We start from the raw sequence: 22,221 nt of genomic DNA, 5'->3' as shown, positions 1-22,221 counted from the left end.
AACATTAACTGACAAGTTATTTCTTAGAATTATAATAAGAACTTTCGCTAAGTTTTTTGTTTGCAGTAGTTAGTTTATTAATTCCATATGTAAAGTTGGATATGGTTTCCCAGAGGAATCTAATTCTGAACGACTTGTTGTTTCAAAACCACATTTTTTGTAAAAATCTACTGCTTGTTCGTTTTGTTCATTTACATCAAATTTTTTGACATTCATTTTTTCAATTGAAAAATTCAACAATGTATTCTCCCTCTTTTTCAAGCAGATACCATTGTGGTAAAGACTGTGTGGCCTGAATACTGTTTGAAATGCAATCTTCATAAATGATTGGAGAAATTTCTGACCAACTTTCTTGCAAGTACTTTATCGCTTTTTCTTTGTATTCGGGATTTTGCCTAACTGATATTATTCTCATTTAAAATGCTGTATTACTATTCAACATCCAAAATTAAACTTTTTAATGATGATGTGAATGCGACTTTTCTTCGTTATCACCTTTTTTCCCTTCGGTTACATCAACGGTAAAATCTGCTGTATGCACTTTTCCATCAATTTTAAACTGTGGCCATATCCTGTAAAGGCCCGCTTTTTCGATATGTGTTTGTGCAAAAATCGGGAAACGGCTGTCGGATACCGGATGAATAGGCAGAAATTCTTTGCCTGTCTTACTGGAAACTTCGAATGGGTAATTTTGTTGAACTTCCAATTCATCCTGAGAAACATGATGATAAGCTCAGTTCTGTCAATAATAAAATTGGAATGACATATGAAATGCTTAAAACACATTTTGCTGTTTTGATGATATTTTTCATTATGTTTCTTTTATAAATTAAACCGAATTCCAGGACCTGCCGAAGGTCTTATATTTTCAAATAAGGTGTTCCATAATAACTTTGCTTTTCCAGAAGCAATAAAAACAATGCGATCAGACAGATATACTTCAATACTAAGTTTTCCACTTCCGCCATAAATCAAGGAAGATTCGTTAAGCAGTTCAATCGGCTTCCATTCTTCATCAGGAAGGTTTTCTAAGGAATGGTTTAGAGAACATCTTTTACATATTCATCCTCTAGTTCATGTGGCAGTTTCATAAAATAAAATTATAAAGCAATCATCTATTATTTTATTGATTTCACACACTTTGGCAGATACCAGTCTATCATCCGAAACTTCAAAATTTCAATGAACTGCATTTGCATCATGTGAGGTTTCTGACTTTTCTATGAAGATTACCATTCAGGCAGACAATTCCTTGAAAACAATAAGAAAGCACATTGATAAAGCTTGAAATATTTTTGCGGAGGTTCTGAATCTCTGATTACGGATACCCAAAAAGATTTTTTCCAGCAGGAACAACGGAATACATTTGCTATAGAAAATAGGATTGTTTCAAAGGAAATTGTTCAATTAAAATTTGATTGTAAATATTCAGATGAATAACATATCAAGAAAGTTAAAACTCTTCAATGATTAATAATGTAGAAAGCCTTGCTTCGCAATAAAAAGAGAGTTGGTACGCGACTAATCTCAACTAAATTTTTACAAAAATTATTTTTATTAAGACACTACCTTTATTTTTCTGATTCATTAATTGAACGTATTAACTTCTTTCAACAGAAATTGTCCTTAGTTTTCTTCATTGAGTTTGATAATTTTTACATACTATTATTGGTTGAGATTCCTATAGAATAATTGTTCCATTTATTGATGAGAATTTTGAAATTGATTTATATTCTCACATTTTAGATCCAGAAAATGATGAGCTGTTATCTATAAAAACAAGAAGTTTAATCGGAAAAAGCCGGCAACTATTTTTTATATAAAGATAATTTTAAATTAATTAATCATATTAAAATCCGAACAATTTTCCAACCAAATGCACAACCAGTCTGTTATAAAATTAAGATGCTATAAAAAAAAAACCGGAGCAAAAAAGTTTCTGCTCCGGTTTAATTATTTATTTTTGTCCTAAGATCTTTATCATATTGTCAGGACTAGTTATAAATTTCTGGTCGAGAAATAATTAATAAAATTTATCATCGTTTAATTAATTTCTTCTGTTTGAACCTCGATGTCAATTTCTTCAAAATCATCAGGGTTTTCGTGAATTGGTTTTTCGAGCTTTATTCCATCGAGATAGTAGGTAGTTCCTAAATAGATTTCATCATCGAAAATAACCCCGTCTATTTTTCTTCTAAAACATTTTCCCGGCTCTGCTTTAATTATATTGTCTGTCTGTGTCATATTTTTATTATTATGTTATCGGATAAATTTTTGCGGCAAAATAGCTCCAGTTTGTTGCAGTTTTATAAGCAGAAATGCTTGCTGCGGGTACATGAATTTCTACTTTATCAATAATAATCCCGTCAGCAACAATGTTAGGTCCTATTAATATTGGAGGTGTCGTTGCCAAAACTTTTACTATTACTTTTGTAACACCTTGCTGCCCTACACTGGCATTAACTGGTAGGCAGTAATTCTCCAGATAATTAATTGAAGCAGGAAGTATAATCGTCATTACATCTTCACCCGAACGCATCCTAATAGCAATTCCATATGAGTCTATTCTTTCTAAACTTGTGGAACCCGAAACATCAACAAGATTGGTGACACCTTCTTCAACATTCTGAAAATCTATGTTATTGCTAAGCATGCCATTGAAAATTCTCGTGATATAAGGAAGGCTATATTTCCCCGCTCTCGGATACAGATATCGAAATGAATTTTCTGTATAAGTTTTAACATTTTTAAACAGATTAATGTCTAAATATTTTCCGTAAAATGGAGAATCTCCCAACTCTTCAATCTTATCAAAGTTTCCTACGATAGTGGAAAAAGAATTAAAGTAAAATGCTTCAGAACCTATTTTCTTTATGTTCGGCGGAAAAATAATGCTTGTCAAACTATTTGATTTAAACGCACGATCTCCAATCGTCTCCACATTCGTGAAAAATCTAAATTCATCAAAACTGTAAGAAAGATCTCTCGAGATATTAACAGATTTGTTGAAAGTGTCAGCAGGAATATTGGTAACAGCTCTTGCTTCCGCAAAACTGAGTTCTCCATCACCGTTGGTATCAAAGACATTTAATAATGTAGCTTTCCTGGTTGCACTCGAAATTTGAATGAAAGTGGCAACATTTGAAAATGTAAAATGAAAGTCAGGCCAATTGGCTTCCATGAAATCTTTATCTTCTTGATATATAGTAGTAAAGTTCCATGTTCCTTCAACTACAGAATGAGGCGTTGTGTTACCCGAATCATCAATACCTTTAGCATTAATTATTGGAAAAAAAGTCTCACTCGAAGCACTACTACCAGTTAGATTATTAACCCTTAATCGACTTACATCTTTTAAAGAAGAAACAATATTATTCACATTAATTAAAGGGCAATCCTTTATAACAAGTGTTCTAATGGAAGTTGGCGTAAAAATTAAATCAGAATTTTTAATAAATTTCTGATTGTCCAAAATCAGAGTACTTGCTGTAGAAGGAAGCGTTAAAGCGACAAGTAAACCACCTTTAGGCAACAATACAGAAGATATCCCTGTTCCTGCAGCAGAAACTCTTTTAATACTTGTACAAGCAGTTAAATCAATTGACTGTTTTAGATTTGGACAATTAGTTACATCCAATTCTTCCAAAATTGTATTATTACCAATAAACAAGTTTCTCAAATTTTGATTTGAATAACCGGAAATTTGACTTCCTATTCGTAATTTTGACAAATTCGTCGCTTTTGAAACATCTAAAGTACCAAGATACTTTCCTGACAAATCTCCAAGATCTTTAATTGCAGATGCACCATAAATAATGGTTTCTGTATCGTTAAAAGTAATAGCCGGAGCTTGAACTAAGGATGCAACATTTTTTCGCAATCGTGCCCTATTGATGTAAGAACCAAACTTAATTTTCGTATACCCGTCTTTTTGAGCAGTTAGCAAAAAATTAGCATTTTTAGGAACTGCAGGCGTGCCAGAAGGTGTATAAAGTCTCATCGTGATATAATCAGATGAGAAAGTAGACGTGTCATACTTTCCGTCCATATATCTGAATCTATTTAATAACCAATAATTCCTGTGTGATTTTCTTGAGCCTTGTGCAGTGTATAAGTAACTTCCGTTCCCAGCAACAATCAAAGGATCTATATATTTATATTTCGCATCTTCATTAAAAATACTTTCCGCCCATTTGTCAGATTCTAATGTGTTAAAATAAGTGTTGCACTTATCATACGTTAAAATTCCTGAAGTTCTCATTTGTTGATATAATGCGGTGATCTCAGTATCAAATGCAACTTCAACCAATTTCCAAAGCTCCGATAAGGCACCGTTCCAAACAAAACCACTACCAACCTGATCGTGCGCCTCTGCCCAATAATCATAAACATTGTGGCCTTCGTTATTAAGGCCTAAAACCGTATCATTATCATAAAAAATCGGGTACCAACGATTATTTCCTTCCGCGTCCGGATACATGGCAAACATCATATTTTTTGCGCGCTGATCGACCATTGCGAAAAACTCAGTGAATACATAATAAAACAGTAAAAACTGAATATTAAAATGATCTTGAGCCTCGGTTTTGAATTTTGCAGGATCATTTTTGCAACTCACGATCCATGCATGTAAAGCTTCAAGATTCGAAGTATCTTCATTATCTTCCGGATACCTTCCCTCAAAATCATTTTTCCATAAATGCTTACCATTTCCGTCTAAGCTTTGAAAATCTGTAGCAATAAATAATGTATTATCTGACGTATTGTTTAAAAATTCCCAGCATTCCTGACCACCTGTAAAACCCGTTGTTGCTTCATTCGATTTATCATTATTGAAATTATATTTTCCGAGAAAAACACGCTCAGAATCTGGTGTAGCACGGTGAAAAATAAGCATCGGAAAACCGTCCATTGTGGTTCTAATATTAGAATCCACTAACTGTGGAGGCACTAAGTAGCCTAACTGATTCAAAGAATCTTGTGCAAGCCTTGCCAAACCAATGTTGTGAGAACCTGAAGACTCCATAAAATCGGCTTTAAAAGTAAATGTCTTTTCAGCTAATGAGTTATCACGAAGCTTATACTTGGAAGAAACTAATTCGCCATTTTTAAATCCTCCATTAAATTTGATTTTAAAGTTTTTTCGGGGATAATACTGAGAAGATGTACCCTGAACATCAACACTCGCATTTACATACGAAAATGATTTTGCAGGATCTTGAGCATTTTGGTATTCCCCTACAATAGTTTTTTTATCACCTTTATAAGTTGGCAGATCTCCAACAATGGTTAAGCATGGAATTGATTGTAAACATTTATCGTAGGACAAATTTCCGAACGCATCGTACAATTTATTTCTCTCGTAAATGTTGACTTTTTCAACCAGATTATCCATGTCAGCAATGAAATTCGACAACATCTGATCGGCGTTTAGATTATTATTATAAACCCTAATATTATATAGATTAATATTGCAATCACTGCTTCCAATGGTAATGTTTTGAGGAGCTTGTTGTAAAAAGCTGTCTAATGAATTATACTGATATAATGAAGATATAATTCCGTTGATATACACAAATACCAATCTTTGATCTGCAACCTTTGTAACGACTACACTTACACGAATTCTTTCTTCTTCTTTGAAAAAAATTGAAGTTCCATCCTGCTCAGAACTGAACGAAAACGAATTTGATGTAGCAACAAATCCAACATTTCCATTTTTGCAAGAAAGAATTGTACTGTCACTGTTTTTAATATCTGAAGTTGAAAATTCAAATTCTAATGTTTTACCACCTGTTTTAAAATCGTTATCAAATATTTTAAAAGGAATCTCTACCCTTGCATTTCCGCTCACTTTAAGCGCCACAGAACCCTTTGAATCTTGAACCCACCCATTGGTGCTGAAATCAAAATCAGTAAGAGTACATGACAGGTTTTTGTATTTCCACTCGTTTTTGTTAATCTCTGAATTGCTTCTGTTTCGACTGCTTAAAAATAATTCCAAGCCTAACGTTTCGGCTTCAACTTGAATATCGAAAGCAGTTACAACTACTGAAGTATTTTTCGTGACATTGCCACATTTAAAAGTTACAGTGTGCGCACCTGAGTACGTAAATGTATAGGTGAACTTCTGCAAACTTCTATTCACCAATAATTCAGAAACCTTCACTCCATCGACCAAAATATCAACATCGCTATAATTTGACGATGGTGAATAAACCAGATATTCAATTGAAGCTGGAGAGTATTGATTTGCCACAACATTATTTGCTGACGAAACTAAAGGCGTTAAATTCCCTGCCACAACGCAGATAATATCCGTAAAAACATGATTACTTTCGATGACTTCACCGGATAAATCAGCAGTCATATATGCTTCTAAAATATGAACTCCGTGCGACTGTGCAGGGATCTCATAAAGAAGCTCTTTGTTATTAATTGAAGTAACTACTGGCGGAAGATCCAATCCATTTAATTTGAAATGAATCGTCTTCTCAACATTTCCGGTTGGGATATACCGGAAAATGATTGGTTCCGAATTAATAGTGGTCTTGTCGTATGTAGTACTTAAAGCAAGTGCTATTGTTTGAATATCATATTTTAATTTTCTGTTATTTCCATAACTGTCCGTTATACTGAGAGTAATGGTATTATCTCCCGCCAAAATAGATGACGTGATATCTATCTCATTGACTCCCTGATCAATGTTTTTATTAAATAAGATCGTGTTTCCTTTTAAAATACTCGCAGTTCCCCCGCCAGTCTCACTACCATCAACGCTATCAATGGATGACCACGAAAAAACTATTTTAACTTCACTTCCAAATGATCTTACGAACGATGCGGGTATTTCAGATTTTGCGCGGAAAACAATTCCATTGGCGCCTCCGCTTCCCCCACCACCAGTTCCATATTCACTTTCTGACTTTTCTCCTAAAGCTGAATATGCGATCTGCTTAATGATTTTTCCATCTTCATTTTTAATGAAGAACATGACGGGATAAATGAAATTATCTGCAACTTCTTTATCTGATCTTTCATAATTTGTGAAATAAATTCTTCCTGTATATCTCATTTTAATCTTCTTGTGTTAAATCAATAAAACCATCTGCTCCACCTCCAGGCATATTAACCTCAAGAACAGACCAAACAAAACCGTCAAAGGAAATTATCCCGAAATTTTCAATTGTAACTCCTGAAGCATTTTCGTAGACTCCACTCCCTGCCCAAAACCATTTTGATGAACCCGGCTTAACAATAATATGATCAGTAGGCCTTAAAATTCCTCCAAATGAAAAATTTACTCCTGAACCTTTAAGCAATTCTATCTGCTCCCTGTTTTCTTTGATATAGTCTACGATTTCCTGAAGTTCATCAAGATCATCATCATTAGAATCTAGTATTTTGTTGATTTTTGCAATCAGCTCAAGCATTTCATTATCCTTTGCCTGAAGAATATTTACAATTACCTCGATTTGCTCCTTTGTATAGACATTTCCGGTCTCTTCACCATCGTCTATCGTGGCTGCTAGTTTGATTTTTAATTTTTCTTTCCATTCTTCTACATTTCTAGCAGAAAGATTGGATGCATTAAGTTTTGCGAGCACTACATGATGTGCGTTTTCATCTTGTATATGATTTGTAAAAGTTGTGCTGGATACCGTTTTTTGAAAAGTTTCATTTAAACCCATTACCTCATCCATCTTGATATTTTCATCTAAATGACGGAATGAAGAAAAGGTCTGCTGAAATTGATCTTCTGTGGGCATATCACCCTTTTCAAACCAGCTAAAAATTGTTTTTAATGGTACTTTCATTATTGTTATTGAAAATTAGTTTTATAAAATTGATAATTTGAGGGAAAGTCTATTAAGAATAGACTTAATGTAATTAAATAGAATTCTATTTTTTTTGAGCAACTGTTGATTTCCGTACTCTTTTATCGTACTCTCAATTGGTGAATTATTAATATGGTTGTACCTTAAAAAACATATATTTACGAAATGTTTTTTTGTAATTTTATTTTAAATAGACTACATACATTTACATTTTTCAATACTGTTTTCTTGGTATACTTTTTTGAATCCAATGATCATTCAAATTCTTTAGAGTTCAAATTTCATTGTTTTTTGGCTCTTGTAAAAGTTTTTTAACCTCGCTATCCTGTAATTGCAGTAATAAGTATTTTTAACCGAAATAAGACGGTGCGAACTAATAATCAATTCATCAAAATAATATTTTATATTAGTACCATAAATGGACTTGTGAACATCATATTGGTTTGATTGACAAAATGCGTAAAAACAAAAGTTAGCGGCAATCGTAGAAAAAATCCGCTGAAAGAAAAAAGTATGGAAGAAATAATTAAAGGAATAAGCAGAAAATCAATTTTGCCTTTTTCAGAACATAGCAGAAGATGGAACAAAAAGCACCAAAGAATTTTATTTAAACTGCACTGACTTAGAAGATTTTAATTTTATTGACATTAAAAATCATAAAAGTATAACGCAATATTTTCGGAACTAAAAAGTTTAAGTGGACCTTGTCTATATTATTTTGAAATATTGTATGAAAATTTAACTTCTGATATTGTAAACAAAATAAGAGATATTCAAATGCAGAGAATTTAAAATCAATTCTGCAATCAAAATGGAACTAGAATTTTTAAAGACGGAATACCTGATGAAATACTTAAATTTATCGAAGTAAAAAGATTTGAGACGGGATTGACACAACTGCGTTACGAGCGAAAAAAAAAAGAAAACGAAACGCTAAAGTAGTTTGGCAAAAATGACGGACTCAGTGGAAAGCTAAGGCAGTTCTTCGATTTAACCTTTGTATAAAACTGAACATTTGTGCTTAGATTTTCGCCATTTCGCCAACTTTCAAACTGTTATAAAAATTTAGTTTCAAAAAACAATTATAATAAGTACTTAAAAATTAAATGAAAATATTTACATTGAAAAAAATAGTTTTATTTGTTATCCTATTGCTAGCAAAGACACTACACTCACAGTCTGCAAATCAAGATCTTTTAATTGATCAGAATGAAAAAGACTATCTAAGAAATTTTGTTTTTCCTCTGCATTCTTATGAACCGGAAATTGGTTTCAAAGAAGATTCTTTAGTTTTTAATCGATTTTTCTCGAATGTAAAAATTATTGGTTTAGGAGAAGCATCACACGGCTCAAGCGAAATTTTTAAAATAAAAGACAAATTAACCCGTTATATTTTACAAAGAAATCATGTTGGAATATTCTCTATAGAAGCATCCATGCCAAATTCTTTCCTGCTCAATGAATACATTATCAACGGTAATAAGACCGGAAAAGAATATCTGATGAATATTAAGTCATGGATTTATCAGACCGATGAAATTTTAAGTATGATTGAATGGATGAAACAAACCAATGATAAAAACACTCAAAAAATACGCTTTACTGGATTTGATAATACCACTTATATCGGATCAATGGTTCAACTAAAAATTTTATTAGATAAATATAAGATTCCTATTGATGATTTACTTGTTTTAAGCCAGAATTTAAGTGATTTTAATAAGCTTCCAAAAAATCAACTTCTGGAAAAGAAACGTATACAGAGTGAATCTTTAACCAGATTAAATAAAATTAAAGCATTTTCTTCAAGTATATCCGATGAAGATGATAAATCTTGGTTCTTACAGCATCTAACTCTTTTGAATCAATATCTATATAATAGCTATTTGGACAGAAATAGATATATGGCAGAAAATATTTTATGGCTTAAAAACAAATATCCTGAATCAGTTTTTGTTTTGTGGGCACACAATGAGCACATTAAAAAAACAGGAGAAGAAACCGGTAAATTTCTGAAAGAAAAATTGAAGGATGATTACATCAATTGCGGGACATTATTCTATGAAGGTTTTCATTCTGTTGTTGATTTGAAAGATGAAAACGTAAAACCCATTAATTTAGAGAAAAATTCTAAAAACTCTTTGGAAGAATTATTAAACTCATTTGATATTCCAATATTTATTTTAGATTTAAAAAATATCAAAAAAGAGAACAATAAACTCGCACAAAAGCTCCTAACCAAAATTAATTATCGAACAGTAGGAGCAGCAGTACATAAAAAGGATTTTAAGTCCGGGAATATTTCAGAAGATTTTGATTATATTATTTTTATCAAAAAATCAACTGCTTCCAAGTTATTAAGCAAGTACTAATCAAAATAATGTATGGTATAAAAAAGATATCGATTAATCTGAAAAAACGATCATATATAATGTTAAAAATAATACCCTTTTTCCTAGTTGGATTTTCATTAGTATTCTCACAAACACCTATTGAAAAATGCAAATTACAACAGTCACATTACGAAAATATTTACTCAGTAACGGCTGGTGATGTGAGGTGTTTAGCTGAAAATTCATACCAACCCAATACGTTGTTTTTTACCTTTGCAAGTTGGTGTAAGCCCTGCATCTATCATATACCTACTTTTTTCGTCATACAGAAATTTTATAATGTTGATCTTTATGTTTTGTTGGTCGATCAAGAAAACAATAATTTCACCAAGCAATCAAGAGACATGGTTTTGGAGACCTATCCTGATGCAAAAATTCTTGTTATTAAAGATATAGAAAGTAGAGGGAGATCAAAAAAATATAAAGAGTTTCTTAAAAAAATTACTCCTGCGCAATTTGAAAATATCGATGATATGTCAAAATTTATCCTCCTAAACCGAAAAGGAGAGGTACAATTGGTAACAAATTGGAAAGACTCTAAGGATGATCCCGATTGGAAAGATGATAAACCGATGGTAAAAAGGATTGTTTTGCCTTTATTAGAGAAAAGAAACGCAAACTAAGCAATAATAAAGTCAATAATAAAAATTTTTCAAAAAAACCTCCACAGAATACGATGAAGTTTTTTATACGTAAAATCAAAGCAAACTTTAGTAAAATTATTTTGACTCAAGAACGCTGATAGGAATTATGCATTCCTCCACAGAAATTTCTTCGTGCTGATAGATTTATTTATATGAATATATAAAATGATTGTAATTTTTTAGATACACTAACTTACAAAGGCAGACATACAGAAGATTATTTCAACCTGTTATTGCCAAAAGCGGAGCGGAAGTTTTTGCATGTCGCTTTTGTTATATTTGAACTGTTGTATAATGACGCATATAATTTTATTTATTACACCCAAGATTTAGAAGAGAGAAATTTTCTCATCCCGGGAGTTTACAAAATGACAGTTTTCCTATTTACTGGAGAGGAAGTAGATTTATCTTTTGATAATTATAAAAAAAAGTCAAAATTCTTAAATATACAATTGCTGGATCCTGTATACTGACATCTACCACATTATATTTCTTTTGCAGATGATGGACATTTGGAGAAAATTAAATGTAATAAACGACAGTTTTAAACCGCTATTTATTTTTTCGGGCGAAGAGACAATTCCTTCCGGCGGTCGGAAACGTCTTTCCGCTCAAGAAAGGAAATAACCCATTGATGGCCAGCCTGATTCTACGTTCTCAATAAGTTATTGTTACTAATTTTTATTTTTTTGCTTAGGGTTTAATTATCCATAAAAAAACGGCTTATCATATTGATAAGCCGTGGAGATTTAATCTTTATTGTTGAATTGAAACTCAATTTCTTTTTCATTGCCAAAACTATCACTGATCCAGACATCAAAACTCTGCGAAACAGTTGAGGTTGATGTATAATACAATCTAAATTCTTTTTCGCTAAGTTCATATGAATCATTGAGTTTGTAGGGCGGCTCATTATTATAGCGCAGTGTTCCATTGCCATCAAACTGAAAATACCGGATATAATATTTAGTTTCTGTGTAATTACCTTTTGGAATAATTTTCAATCTGATTTCAACAGTTTCTCCATTAGCAATATCTTTTGGAATTGGCATAATATGCAGTTCAAATGGGAAATTTTGCTGTATTTCCAAATCATTTGTCGAGCAGGATGATAGACTCAATTCAAAAAGTATCATGACCGGAATAATCAGTAGTAAGGCAAGCCCTTTTTTTATGATGATTTTAATATTTTTCATGGGTAAATTTTATAAATTAATTCTTATTCCCAGACATGCCGAAGGTCTGATCAGTTCACGGGAGGAATTCCACAGGGCTTTTGCTTTTACATGAGGGATCAAAACAATTCGGTCTGAAATATAAATCTCTGCGGAAACTTTCCCACCAGTTCCATATACAAAATTGGATTTAGTCAAAATCATAGCTCCGTCAAAAAGCAGATCATTTCCTTTATTAATACTCTCAAAACCTGCTGTTGCAGATAACGAGAAATTAAATAATACGTACTTTTTCCGATCTGATATCAGATTAAAGCTGTAACCTGCTTCGGCAAGAAAAGTTTCAATGGGTATTGTGACCTTTTTGTACTTCTGCTTCTCATTCAGGTATTCAAAACTGAAAAAACTGTAATTTCCTTTCCCTGACTGATTTGTAACTGTTATATTGATAAAATAGTTCTCGCTTTTAGAATCATTTAAAAGAAATCCGGCATTCAATTCAATTGCTTTCTGTCTAGGAATTAACCGCTGAGCTGTTGTTGTTATGCTCATCAGAAATAAGCCTATGATATAAAGGTGTAGCCTTTTCATACTATTTCAGTTTTAGGTTAATATCTTTAAAAACAGATGCGCCAATCAGATCGTTGTTGGTAACCTGCATTTTTAAATGCCGACCGCCGTTTTTTTCTAAAATTTCTATTTCTAAGATTTGACCCTCCATCAACGTAAACTGATCCAGCAGGAAAATATCAAATGCTTCATCATGTTCTTCCACCTTAAAGATTGTAGAATAATTCCGAAGCGGAGACAATATCCTATCCTGTACAACTGTTCTTTTTATTTTCTTCTCATCAACAATTTTAAAATTGATGAAATCGACGGGATAGGGAATGTTTCTGGAGTTTTTTAGGTGTATGATAAAATAGTATTTACCTTCATGAACATACAAACCTCGAAGCAAAAACTGAATTCCAAAGCTTCTGTTTCCGATGTGCTTGATGGTTCTTTTCGGATTTTTGTACAAGGTTTGCATCATCATTTCTGTCAGCAAAGATGAGCTTCCATCCATCTCATCAAAAATCACATCTGCAGCATATTCCTTTTCATTATTACGCTGTAGTTTTAGCAGATCATAGTTTAAAGTATCTGGATAAGAGCTGTAAAAAACATCGAAGCTGTAAAACTTCCCATCTTCAGTGACCACCGAAAAATTGGTTTCTTCATCAAAATCTCTTGTTGATGCTTTTATCCTTAAAACATTCGCAACATCATCAGCCTTGTTGGCAATCAGGTTTTCACTTCCTAAATCAACATATTTAATAGGTGAAGGAAATAATAGATGTGTTGTTTTGTTATAGGTAACTTCCATTTTGTAGCTTTCAAGTCTTCCCTGATTCAGTGACATCAAACCATCTTTATCCTGTGCATTGACTGAATGGTTGATGATGATAAATAACAGCAGAGTCATCCATTTATTTAAAATATTTTTCATTGAATTTTAATTTATTATTGGTTAATTTTTAGCCACCAACAAAATTTGATGACCGGCTTTTACAGTGACTTTAGGCATTCTGACCTTTCTTTGAAAATATCCCGAAACTCCCTGAACAACTCCACGTGTCAGATCAGAAGCTATTTGCTGACCTGCAGATTGAGTCATCATGATGTTTGTTCCGGATGACTGGCTCATATTGGCAACTATATCATTCACAGTATTTTGTTCCGGAGTATAGGGAATGTATAAACCCAATTGACCATCATTATCATGAATAGAAATTTCGACAGGTTGTATTGAGCCTCGATATTTGATACTCGATATTTTCATCTGTAATCTCCCGCTCTGAAATTTGCAAGAAGCCCTCAGTACAGTTCCTGCTGGTACTAATATTTTACCTAACATAATTGGTTCAGAAAGTCGTAGTGAAATGAAACTTTCAGCAGTGACTATCTGGGCTTGATGGATTACTGCCCGTATGCTGTTCCGGGTTATTTGATTGTTGTCCTGATTACCTTGGATACCTATGAAATTGTTTCTGTTCAAGCTCGCTAGAAATGCACTGTCAACAGGCTCACGGTACAAAGCAGATATTACATTTTTGTTGAGATGCTTTACTGAATTAATCTTAACCTTTGGTTGTGTTGGCTCAGATTTTACAGAGGTATCGGATGGTTTTGTCTCTACAAAATTCCCATTTTGATGAGAGGATGAAGGAAGATATTTTGCTGCCAACTGGTAAGATTTTTCCATCAGTTCCAACTGCTCATCAATTCCGCTACCTTTCGGTGTAGAATTATTCTGAAGAGATTCATTTTTCAATCTTGAAATTTCTTTTTTCAAATTGCTGACTTCCTCATCATCTCTACTGTAAAAGTTTCCCAAAGTCTGTTGCGCATTACGGTAACTGTTCATAGCATTTTGGTCGCCTTGTGTCAGCATTCCCGACTGTTCGGTCGGGTTCAATTGAGCGGATTGACCTGGTGAAAAATTGGTTGCCTGACCATCATTCCAGTAATCAGATAATGTAGTCAAGTTGTTTCTCTTTTCTTCATTTTTCTGTTCCAGCAGTTGCTGTTCATATGCTTTCTGCTTATCAGACTGCAGTTTGTCATCAGCTGCTTGTGGAACTGCTGAATTAAAACCGACATCTTCAATGAGAAGATTCTTCTCTTTGGGTTTAAAAATGAGATAGAGACAACCCACACACACAACAGCCATTAAAAAATAGATAAGTGGTTTCTTGAATTTTTCAAATCTTTGAAGATTGCTCAATGACTGTTCCTCGTTAGCCATTCTATCGGAATTGCCCTCTGTAAGTCTAATCTGGGTTCTGTTCTCGTTATTCATTCTGATGGACTTTATTAATTATACTTTGAGGAATTCCCTGAATATGACTAATAGAAAGGATGTTATTTCCGTTAGATGTTTCGTACCAAATGTAGGTGATCATTAAAACCGTCAACAGTACATAAATTCCTAAAAAAAACTTTGTCAATGTTCTCTGTCTGCTGCTACTTAAAGATTTCCAATGGTTTTCGATCGAATCGATATATCGGTCAACTGCTATTCTAAATTTTTTCATAATGTACATTTTAGCGGTCAACAGTTTCGATATCTTTATTTTCGATAACATTGAATTTTTCCATCGTAAATCCCTGGGGATTGTTGTCAGACCTTACAGAGTTGACAAGTATACAGCTGGTTATTAAACTTCTCTTGGTCAGATTGCTGGATCTGTAGATAAACTGCTTTGAGAAGGTCTGAACTTGGTACGGATAGCTGTCAAAGTTGGCAGTAACACTGTCTATCTCAATTCTCTGTTGGATATTCCCTGAAATAATTCTGTTGTAATATCCTTTTTCTGAAAGGTCTTTGTAATAATTAAAAGCAGATTGGTCTGCTAAATTGAATGCTCTTTTTACATTACTTTCAATCGCATTTTTATCCGGTGCAATCGTGAAGAAGAGTTCATGAAAACGTCTGACATGCTCTCTTGCTTCAACGGGTCTGTTAAGATACATGTCCTGAGATAAGGCAACCATCAATGATTTGCCGTTATCTAAAACATAAATTTTCTGACGCTGTTCTTCAGCAAACTCGTATGATTTGTATACAACAATCCCTACAACTCCGAAACATAACAGGGCAAAAATAAAAGTGAATAATCTGATCTGCCTGAAACTGGTTTCGATATTTTTTAAGATTTTAAATTCCATTTTTCTGTTTTAATTATTTTAATAACCTTCCTGAAATATTTCCTGTTGCTGAACCGGCAGCTGCTCCTGCAATGTTGCCGGACTTCGATGCGGTCTGATTGACATTGCGCATAAAGTTTCCGGCACCTCCCGCCTGAATAACCCAGCCTGTTACGGTTGGAACGGTGAAATAACCAATTATTCCGATAATCATGTAGATGATGTAAACAGTGTTGGAGGTATCCGGAATAAAATTAGGGTCAGCGAGCATCTCTATATCCTTTTCTAAGATTAACGTTTGTATTTTAGCTAGGATAGCACTGAAAATATCAGCCACAGGTAACCATAAATACACACTGATGTATCGGGTCAGCCATTGCGTCAACGTACTTTGAAACCCATCCCAAACCGATATGGCAAAGGCAATCGGACCGAGTATCGACAGAACAATTAGAAAGAAGGTTCTGATGGTATCTATGACCAATGCGGCAGACTGAAAGAGAATTTCCAGAAATTCTCTAAAACCGTCTCTGATTTGTTTTTTAACTTCAAACATCTGCCTTTCCATATACAGTCCTGACATCGTCACCAGATCCGATGGAGACCATCCCAGTTCTTCCAGTTTTTTATCAAACTCATCATCTGAGATCAGATAGGCCATTTCAGGATTTCTGAGCATGGCTTCTCTTTCCAATAAATCCTTTTTCTGCTGAAGTTCATTCATATCTAAAACCTGATCCTCCAACATGGAATGACTGCCTTGAACAACTGGGCTTAAAACCCCGTTTATACTTCCTAAAACCAATGTTGAAAAAAACATAATGCAGATTCCGATAGCAAATGGTCTCAACATAGGAAATAGATCAATGGGTTCAGCACGGCTTAATGACTGCCAAACTTTAATGGCTACATAAAAAAGTGCTCCCAATCCTGCAACACCCTTTGCGACTGCTGCCATATCTGCACACATCGGCATCATCTCATCATAGACTGCTCTTAAAACTTCGTGTAAGTTTGTAGGCTCCATTTTACCAGTATTTTTGATTCAACGTTCCGTAAAGATTAAGCACCCTTTGGGTGTTGTTCTGCTTCTTGGCTCTCAGGTAACTGACAGAAATATTCTTGTTCGTGTAGTAGCGCACCAGATTGTGATAGTCTTTTACAGCCTTATATACTTTATCAATAATATCCATCCTTTCTTTATCATTTAATGAAAGACTGCTGGTATTGACAATCTGTTTAAGCTCTTTTAAAAGCTCTGTACTTTCATTCAGTAATGTTGAATAGCCGTTCGCAATAGCCGTCAGTTCTTGAGCATTAAAGTTGGGGTCATTCAACATTTTCTCGAAATTGTTCACATAAATTTCGGAAACATCGCCAACCAGTAATACAGTCTGCTGAACTTTTCTTGCATCCTTGACAAGATTGTTCACAGCTTTAAGTTTATCATAATATTCCTTACCCTGTTCGTAAACTTTCTTGACTTCATTGAAGTTTTTCACCACATTGGAAACCGTATTTGATGTCTGGACAATTTCATTGGCTGAATTCAAAATTCCTGAAGCCAGATTGGCTGGGTCTGTCACTACAAACTGTGCTTTTGCTGTGGAGGTCAACGCCACCGCTGTAACCATCATCGTGGTCATGATTAAATTTTTCATTGTTGTAAAATTTTAGTTGATTAATTTTCTTTTGTCGATTTGATCCGCTTTAGCGAAATCCTCTTGATCGCATGCTCGACATTGCCATCAAGTTCGGAGGCCAGGTTCATAACTTCCATTTTTTCTGTTTCTTCGGTAGTGTAGGCAAGATATTCTTCCGTGGAAACTTCCGTAGCGTAGACTGCTGAATGCGTTCCTCCCAATCCAATCCAGACTTCTTTGTAAAGTCTTCTCGGATCATTGTTCATATTGATGGAAAGTACCTGAGCTTTTTCTTTATCTGTTAAACCCAGCATCGCCTGAATGTCATCAAACTTGTTCATATACTTTCGCTGATCCAGTAAAATCTTACAGTCGGAATTGTTGATGATACTTTCCTTGACAATCGGAGACTGGATAATATCATCTACTTCTTGCGTGACCACAATTGCTTCGCCGAAGAATTTTCTGACGGTCTTGAACAGATATTTGATGTATTCCGCCATGCCCTCTTTGGCAATCGCTTTCCAGGCTTCTTCGATGAGGATCAGTTTCCTTATTCCTTTTAGTCTTCGCATTTTGTTGATAAAGACCTCCATGATAATGATGGTCACAATAGGAAACAGGATTTTATGATCTTTAATGGCATCGATCTCAAATACGATAAACCTCTTGGATAAAAGATCAAGTTGTTTATCTGAATTGAGCAGATAATCATATTCGCCTCCTTTGTAATAGGGTTCTAAAACATTAAGAAAGTTCGCAATGTCAAAATCCTTTTCTCTGACTTTCTTTTTTTCAAGGACAGATCGATAATCTTCTTTTACAAATTCGTAAAAACCGTTAAATGAAGGATAGTCATTATTATTTTTAATTTTTTCAATGTATCCGCTTACTGCGTTGGACAGAGCAACTTCCTCTGATCTTGTGGGCGGTTCATCATCTCTTTTCCATAGGGTGAGGATTAAGGTTTTGATACTTTCTCTTTTTTCGATATCAAAAATGCCATCATCGGTGTAAAAGGGATTGAAGGCAATTGGATTGTCTTCCGTATAGGTAAAATACACGCCGTCTTCGCCTTTGGTTTTTCCTTTAATTAATTCGCAGAGGCCTTGATATGAATTTCCGGTATCAACCAAGAGGACATGAGCTCCCTGTTCATAATACTGCCTCACCATATGGTTGGTAAAGAATGATTTTCCGCTTCCAGAAGGTCCGAGAATAAACTTGTTCCGATTGGTAATTATACCCTGTCTCATTGGAAGATCGGAGATGTCCAAATGAATAGGTTTTCCTGTTAAGCGATCCGCCATCTTGATTCCAAATGGAGAAGGTGAATTCTGGTAATTGGTTTCCTGCGTAAAAAAACATAATGCGGGTTCTATGAACGTATAGAAACTTTCTTCAGCAGGAAAATCTGCTGCATTGCCGGGAATACCTGCCCAATATAAAGTTGCTGTATCTGTTGTGTTATGGCAGGGCTTACATTCCATAAGGGACAACGCACTTCCTGTATCATTTTTTAATTGCTTTAATTCCGCAGGATTATCAGACCATGACATCACATTGAAATGAGCACGGATGGATTGCAGTCCGAACGAATGGGCTTCATTCAGGTATTTTTCAATCCATTCTTTATTGATCTGATTGGCTCTGCTGTATCGTGCCAGCGAGTGCATATTCCTTGCAGACTTTTCAAATTTTGCCAGGTTTTCTGCGCTGTTGTCGATAAACAGATACTGATTATAAATGTGATTACAATTGAGGAGAAGTCCCACCGGGGATGCAAATGACAGTAAACAGTCGCTTCTGTCGGTGCTTAGTTTTTCATAACGGCTGTGAGAAGACACGGTTCCCGGTAAATCGTCCGTATCAGAAAGCGTATGCAGACTGATACGATTATTGCCGACTCTCATTTCTTCTGCTCCTAAATTTAAATCCTGAAGGGAAGGGTTAACGTCTCGGGATAATGTCAGATATTGCTCAAGTAATCCCGATTGTTTTTCTGTTCCGGTAATCTCATTCTCCGTCATCTGTTCCAAATGAACATAACCGCTGTCATTCATGATTCTTTCAAACTGATCGACTGTTTCCATAAATCTGCTCATCAGCTCCTTATCCTTGATTTCCTTTGGAATAAGCTTTCCTTTGCAGAGCGATGAGAAATTGCTTTGCATTCTCATTCTCTCTTTACTTGTTTTAGTAATAAACAGATAGCAGTAATGGTTCAGAAATGGTCTCTCGTTGAAATGTCTTTCAAAAGATTTCGATAAAAAGCTTTGATCGTCTTTTGACAAATCGGGATTGTAATTTTCTTTGATAAACCAATCCTGTTTGTGAACGACCGTGAAATCAGGCAAGGTCTTGATGGCTTTAAACCAAGCAGAATGAATGGCTTCATATTCAGAGGAAGCAACGGTAAATAATTCAGGAAGTCTCACTTTAAAACAAACCGTAACATCAGCATCTTTTGAGATAATGCAGTTTTCTTCTACTGCCAGCAGTGGAAATTTACTTTCCAACGTAGCTGCTTTCGATTGATTTCTCATGCTGCAGCTTTTTTGGAGTTGGATTTTAGATATCTGAAGATTGACTTTCTGCTGATGATGTACCTAGGATGCTTTTGGCTTGCACCCAGTTTCATCAATCCGTGTTCTCCATATTTTCTGTTGAGTGAGAAAGTCTGCCAGATCAGTAAGCTGGCGCTTATACCTCCTGATCCCAAACAGAAATAGGTTCTGACTCCTGCCATGTACATGATCATGACCACAATCAAAAGTCCTAACAGACCGCCTGCGAAAATGAAGAGGTACTGTGCTTTTAATCCTTTGAACTCTACGGTTCTTCCGATTCCTTTATTGATGTTATAGGTATTCATAACTTAATTTTAAAGGAAGAATGAACGGAGAATGGTGGCTGCAACAATTAAAAAGATACAGGCTCCGAACCAGCTGGCAGCGGTCTTGCTGGTGTCAGGATCTCCACTGCTGAACTTATTGTAAACCTTAACCCCTCCAATAAGTCCGACGACGGCTCCAATGGCATAAATGAGTTGCGTAGCAGGCTCGAAATAGGAGGTGACCATTTGAGTGGCTTCATTGATTCCGGCAGTTCCATTTCCCTGAGCTGAAATAGGGATGCTCATGAGTAAAGCAAGTGCTGAAATCAGAAGCTTTTTTCTTTGTTTTTCCATAATGTAAACAGTTTAAATTGTTAGCATTACCCACAGTATGTGGGCTTTGGAGACAAAGGTGATTGGTAAGCTTATGAGGAATTAGGATATGGCTTTAGAAGAGTTTACTTGGCTTTAATAGGTTGGGAAGTTTTTTCTTCTCGTTGCGTGGAACAGTGAATTACTTAATGTTTTTATAAAATACTATCTACAGAGTAAAGAATTTCTTGTGGAGGTAGTTTGAGGCTGAAAAAAATAGCTAATCAACACTTATCAGTTAAGTTTGATTTTTGAATTTGAAAGGAAATAGTTGAAAAAATAGAATGAATCATTCTGACAATTTTACTCTTATTTATTCGTTGTCAAAACACTTCTAATAGATTACAGTCAACGTATAATATGAGTCCAATATCTAACAAAATATTATCAATATTGACATAAAAAAAACCTGGCCGAAACCAGGTAAAAACTAATAACCATGAAAACTCAAATTAAACATGAGAATCGTTTCTTTTTGAAGCAATAAGAATGCCTAAAAATTCTAAAAAAAATATAATTATAGTTATATAGTGTTAAAAATTGATTAAAAATTAATGTTAAGTAAAATGAGTAATGTCAAATCCGTCAAAATTTTTGTTTTGGTAAAAAGAAGAATTAGAATTGTTTTCAAAAGAAAGGTTCCTTTCTATTAGCTCTGCTATTTTGATTGATGCCCCTTCAATAGAATTTTCTAATAAATTGAATAATTCGGTTCCATGTATTTTTTGAATAATATCTGCCGCTGTTTCCTTTTGAGATAATTCTGATTTTTGATCTTTCAGAAATACCTCCACGGTATTTAAGTCTTCAAAGGTTACCCCTGTGGCTAAACCGTTATCATTATCGAAAATTTGATATTGACTCCATTCTTCTTCCTCTTCCTCAAAATTTGGAGTACTTCTGAAAACGTCATCTAATTCTTCCTGCGGAATTTGAATATCAACTGTTTTATCGCTGATTTCTTCTTCAAAATTAGAAGTTCTATGCGTTTGTTTTTCAATATGAGACTCTCCGTCGCTGTTTGGCAAGGTCTGGCTTTTTACAGATTGAGACAGTCCCATAATACTTGAAGATGGTTTGGTATTTTCAGATGTAATTTCTTTTTCTGATCTTTTTTGAAAGACAATTTTTTCTTTCATCATCAATACAATGATAATCAAAAGACAGATTAGTATTAAAATTTCCATAATTAAAAAAGGGGTTTAAAATGTTCATTGAAGTCCGAAGTGATAGCTTCCTCAAATAGTTCAAAATGATGTTCAAGAATATTATCCAGATAAGCATAAAGAGGAATTTCATCCTTTGCTATAACCTGAATGATTCGGGATAATCTTTCATGATATTCTTTTCGGATATAGATGGTTTTGTCTCCTCGTTTTTTCATCGAATGGCTAACAAGAAATTGTGTACCATAACTCTCCATATTTTTCAGCTTTGAACTCTTTTTTTGATGTTGGACAGCTTTTTTTTCAAGTACAGTCTTTTCATTAATTTCTGAGTTTTGAATCCCAGAAATAGAAGTTTCAGGAATCTCCAAACCTTCTTTTTTTACACCATCGACCATCATGTTCATCATCAGTTCTTCGTTGATATCTGGGATAATATTTTTCTTGATGTTTTTTTCCAT

General features: G+C 34.3%; 21 protein-coding genes. 2 read left to right on the top strand and 19 right to left on the bottom strand.

Annotated elements, in window-relative coordinates:
* Positions 1 to 69 precede the first annotated feature (69 nt).
* The 6 genes from OEA66_RS01070 to OEA66_RS01050 form a co-directional block, all read right to left on the bottom strand.
* Positions 70 to 321: a GNAT family protein gene (locus tag OEA66_RS01070; protein WP_267279611.1), complete on the bottom strand. Its 252-nt coding sequence runs from the start codon at positions 319 to 321 to the stop codon at positions 70 to 72.
* 136 nt (positions 322 to 457) lie between these two features.
* Positions 458 to 706, bottom strand: coding sequence for a DUF8832 domain-containing protein (locus tag OEA66_RS01065; protein ID WP_267279610.1), 249 nt, complete (start codon positions 704 to 706; stop codon positions 458 to 460).
* Positions 707 to 822: 116 nt separating this feature from the next.
* Positions 823 to 993 (bottom strand): conjugal transfer protein TraO, encoded by a 171-nt coding sequence (locus tag OEA66_RS20485; RefSeq protein WP_375379288.1) that lies wholly within the window; start codon positions 991 to 993, stop codon positions 823 to 825.
* A gap of 1,050 nt (positions 994 to 2,043) precedes the next feature.
* On the bottom strand, positions 2,044 to 2,244 hold the full coding sequence (locus OEA66_RS01060; protein ID WP_267279609.1) for a hypothetical protein: 201 nt from the start codon (positions 2,242 to 2,244) through the stop codon (positions 2,044 to 2,046).
* A 10-nt stretch (positions 2,245 to 2,254) separates the two neighbouring features.
* Positions 2,255 to 7,075 carry a leucine-rich repeat protein gene (locus OEA66_RS01055; protein ID WP_267279608.1) on the bottom strand — a complete coding sequence of 1,607 codons (4,821 nt, stop codon included), beginning with the start codon at positions 7,073 to 7,075 and terminating at the stop codon, positions 2,255 to 2,257.
* 1 nt (position 7,076) lies between these two features.
* Positions 7,077 to 7,817, bottom strand: coding sequence for a hypothetical protein (locus OEA66_RS01050; protein ID WP_267279607.1), 741 nt, complete (start codon positions 7,815 to 7,817; stop codon positions 7,077 to 7,079).
* A 1,142-nt stretch (positions 7,818 to 8,959) separates the two neighbouring features.
* On the opposite strand from OEA66_RS01050, the gene OEA66_RS01045 reads away from it, so the two are divergent.
* Both OEA66_RS01045 and OEA66_RS01040 read left to right on the top strand, forming a co-directional pair.
* A complete protein-coding gene (locus tag OEA66_RS01045; RefSeq protein WP_267279606.1) occupies positions 8,960 to 10,210 on the top strand; it encodes an erythromycin esterase family protein in 1,251 nt (416 codons plus the stop codon).
* A gap of 59 nt (positions 10,211 to 10,269) precedes the next feature.
* Positions 10,270 to 10,854, top strand: coding sequence for a hypothetical protein (locus tag OEA66_RS01040; protein WP_267279605.1), 585 nt, complete (start codon positions 10,270 to 10,272; stop codon positions 10,852 to 10,854).
* Between the two features lie 770 nt (positions 10,855 to 11,624).
* Here OEA66_RS01040 and OEA66_RS01035 read toward each other — a convergent pair.
* The 13 genes from OEA66_RS01035 to OEA66_RS00975 all read right to left on the bottom strand — a co-directional run bounded on the left by OEA66_RS01035 (position 11,625) and on the right by OEA66_RS00975 (position 22,221).
* Complete coding sequence (locus OEA66_RS01035) at positions 11,625 to 12,071, bottom strand: DUF3872 domain-containing protein (RefSeq protein WP_267279604.1); 447 nt, start codon at positions 12,069 to 12,071, stop codon at positions 11,625 to 11,627.
* Positions 12,072 to 12,080: 9 nt separating this feature from the next.
* Complete coding sequence (locus OEA66_RS01030) at positions 12,081 to 12,641, bottom strand: conjugal transfer protein TraO (RefSeq protein WP_267279603.1); 561 nt, start codon at positions 12,639 to 12,641, stop codon at positions 12,081 to 12,083.
* Between the two features lies 1 nt (position 12,642).
* On the bottom strand, positions 12,643 to 13,542 hold the full coding sequence (gene traN, locus OEA66_RS01025) for a conjugative transposon protein TraN (RefSeq protein WP_267279602.1): 900 nt from the start codon (positions 13,540 to 13,542) through the stop codon (positions 12,643 to 12,645).
* 21 nt (positions 13,543 to 13,563) lie between these two features.
* On the bottom strand, positions 13,564 to 14,895 hold the full coding sequence (gene traM / locus OEA66_RS01020; protein WP_267279601.1) for a conjugative transposon protein TraM: 1,332 nt from the start codon (positions 14,893 to 14,895) through the stop codon (positions 13,564 to 13,566).
* A complete protein-coding gene (locus OEA66_RS01015) occupies positions 14,888 to 15,130 on the bottom strand; it encodes a hypothetical protein (RefSeq protein ID WP_267279600.1) in 243 nt (80 codons plus the stop codon). The genes traM and OEA66_RS01015 overlap by 8 nt, the downstream gene beginning before the upstream one ends.
* 10 nt (positions 15,131 to 15,140) lie before the next feature.
* Complete coding sequence (traK, locus tag OEA66_RS01010) at positions 15,141 to 15,764, bottom strand: conjugative transposon protein TraK (protein WP_267279599.1); 624 nt, start codon at positions 15,762 to 15,764, stop codon at positions 15,141 to 15,143.
* Positions 15,765 to 15,777: 13 nt separating this feature from the next.
* A complete protein-coding gene (gene traJ, locus OEA66_RS01005; protein WP_267279598.1) occupies positions 15,778 to 16,770 on the bottom strand; it encodes a conjugative transposon protein TraJ in 993 nt (330 codons plus the stop codon).
* 1 nt (position 16,771) lies between these two features.
* Positions 16,772 to 17,389: a DUF4141 domain-containing protein gene (locus tag OEA66_RS01000; RefSeq protein ID WP_267280066.1), complete on the bottom strand. Its 618-nt coding sequence runs from the start codon at positions 17,387 to 17,389 to the stop codon at positions 16,772 to 16,774.
* A gap of 35 nt (positions 17,390 to 17,424) precedes the next feature.
* Positions 17,425 to 19,932 (bottom strand): TraG family conjugative transposon ATPase, encoded by a 2,508-nt coding sequence (locus tag OEA66_RS00995; RefSeq protein WP_267279597.1) that lies wholly within the window; start codon positions 19,930 to 19,932, stop codon positions 17,425 to 17,427.
* Positions 19,929 to 20,261, bottom strand: coding sequence for a DUF4133 domain-containing protein (locus tag OEA66_RS00990; RefSeq protein WP_267279596.1), 333 nt, complete (start codon positions 20,259 to 20,261; stop codon positions 19,929 to 19,931). The genes OEA66_RS00995 and OEA66_RS00990 overlap by 4 nt, the downstream gene beginning before the upstream one ends.
* Positions 20,262 to 20,270: 9 nt before the next feature.
* Positions 20,271 to 20,576 (bottom strand): DUF4134 domain-containing protein, encoded by a 306-nt coding sequence (locus OEA66_RS00985; protein WP_267279595.1) that lies wholly within the window; start codon positions 20,574 to 20,576, stop codon positions 20,271 to 20,273.
* 575 nt (positions 20,577 to 21,151) lie between these two features.
* The gene (locus OEA66_RS00980; RefSeq protein WP_267279594.1) at positions 21,152 to 21,781 is read right to left on the bottom strand and encodes a conjugal transfer protein TraD; all 630 of its coding nucleotides are present in this window, start codon (positions 21,779 to 21,781) and stop codon (positions 21,152 to 21,154) included.
* A gap of 2 nt (positions 21,782 to 21,783) precedes the next feature.
* Positions 21,784 to 22,221, bottom strand: a complete 438-nt coding sequence (locus OEA66_RS00975) for a DUF3408 domain-containing protein (RefSeq protein WP_267279593.1) — start codon at positions 22,219 to 22,221, stop codon at positions 21,784 to 21,786.

The sequence above is a fragment of the Chryseobacterium luquanense genome, from assembly GCF_026460945.1.
Taxonomy (GTDB): Bacteria; Bacteroidota; Bacteroidia; order Flavobacteriales; family Weeksellaceae; genus Chryseobacterium; species Chryseobacterium luquanense.
Note: the sequence above shows the minus strand (reverse complement) of the source record. Positions and strands in the feature narration are given on the sequence as shown.

What these genes read in the sequence shown, in the direction of transcription:
- OEA66_RS01015 (WP_267279600.1), bottom strand. Translation starts at nt 15,130, where the DNA reads ATGAAAAAATTTAGAATAGCAGTTGACCGATATATCGATTCGATCGAA.
- traJ (WP_267279598.1), bottom strand. Translation starts at nt 16,770, where the DNA reads ATGGAGCCTACAAACTTACACGAAGTTTTAAGAGCAGTCTATGATGAG.
- OEA66_RS01050 (WP_267279607.1), bottom strand. Translation starts at nt 7,817, where the DNA reads ATGAAAGTACCATTAAAAACAATTTTTAGCTGGTTTGAAAAGGGTGAT.
- OEA66_RS01055 (WP_267279608.1), bottom strand. Translation starts at nt 7,075, where the DNA reads ATGAGATATACAGGAAGAATTTATTTCACAAATTATGAAAGATCAGAT.
- OEA66_RS00995 (WP_267279597.1), bottom strand. Translation starts at nt 19,932, where the DNA reads ATGAGAAATCAATCGAAAGCAGCTACGTTGGAAAGTAAATTTCCACTG.
- OEA66_RS01030 (WP_267279603.1), bottom strand. Translation starts at nt 12,641, where the DNA reads ATGAAAAGGCTACACCTTTATATCATAGGCTTATTTCTGATGAGCATA.
- OEA66_RS00990 (WP_267279596.1), bottom strand. Translation starts at nt 20,261, where the DNA reads ATGAATACCTATAACATCAATAAAGGAATCGGAAGAACCGTAGAGTTC.
- OEA66_RS01000 (WP_267280066.1), bottom strand. Translation starts at nt 17,389, where the DNA reads ATGACCACGATGATGGTTACAGCGGTGGCGTTGACCTCCACAGCAAAA.
- traK (WP_267279599.1), bottom strand. Translation starts at nt 15,764, where the DNA reads ATGGAATTTAAAATCTTAAAAAATATCGAAACCAGTTTCAGGCAGATC.
- traM (WP_267279601.1), bottom strand. Translation starts at nt 14,895, where the DNA reads ATGAATAACGAGAACAGAACCCAGATTAGACTTACAGAGGGCAATTCC.
- OEA66_RS00980 (WP_267279594.1), bottom strand. Translation starts at nt 21,781, where the DNA reads ATGGAAATTTTAATACTAATCTGTCTTTTGATTATCATTGTATTGATG.
- OEA66_RS00985 (WP_267279595.1), bottom strand. Translation starts at nt 20,576, where the DNA reads ATGGAAAAACAAAGAAAAAAGCTTCTGATTTCAGCACTTGCTTTACTC.
- OEA66_RS01040 (WP_267279605.1), top strand. Translation starts at nt 10,270, where the DNA reads ATGTTAAAAATAATACCCTTTTTCCTAGTTGGATTTTCATTAGTATTC.
- OEA66_RS00975 (WP_267279593.1), bottom strand. Translation starts at nt 22,221, where the DNA reads ATGGAAAAAAACATCAAGAAAAATATTATCCCAGATATCAACGAAGAA.
- OEA66_RS01060 (WP_267279609.1), bottom strand. Translation starts at nt 2,244, where the DNA reads ATGACACAGACAGACAATATAATTAAAGCAGAGCCGGGAAAATGTTTT.
- traN (WP_267279602.1), bottom strand. Translation starts at nt 13,542, where the DNA reads ATGAAAAATATTTTAAATAAATGGATGACTCTGCTGTTATTTATCATC.
- OEA66_RS01070 (WP_267279611.1), bottom strand. Translation starts at nt 321, where the DNA reads ATGAAGATTGCATTTCAAACAGTATTCAGGCCACACAGTCTTTACCAC.
- OEA66_RS01035 (WP_267279604.1), bottom strand. Translation starts at nt 12,071, where the DNA reads ATGAAAAATATTAAAATCATCATAAAAAAAGGGCTTGCCTTACTACTG.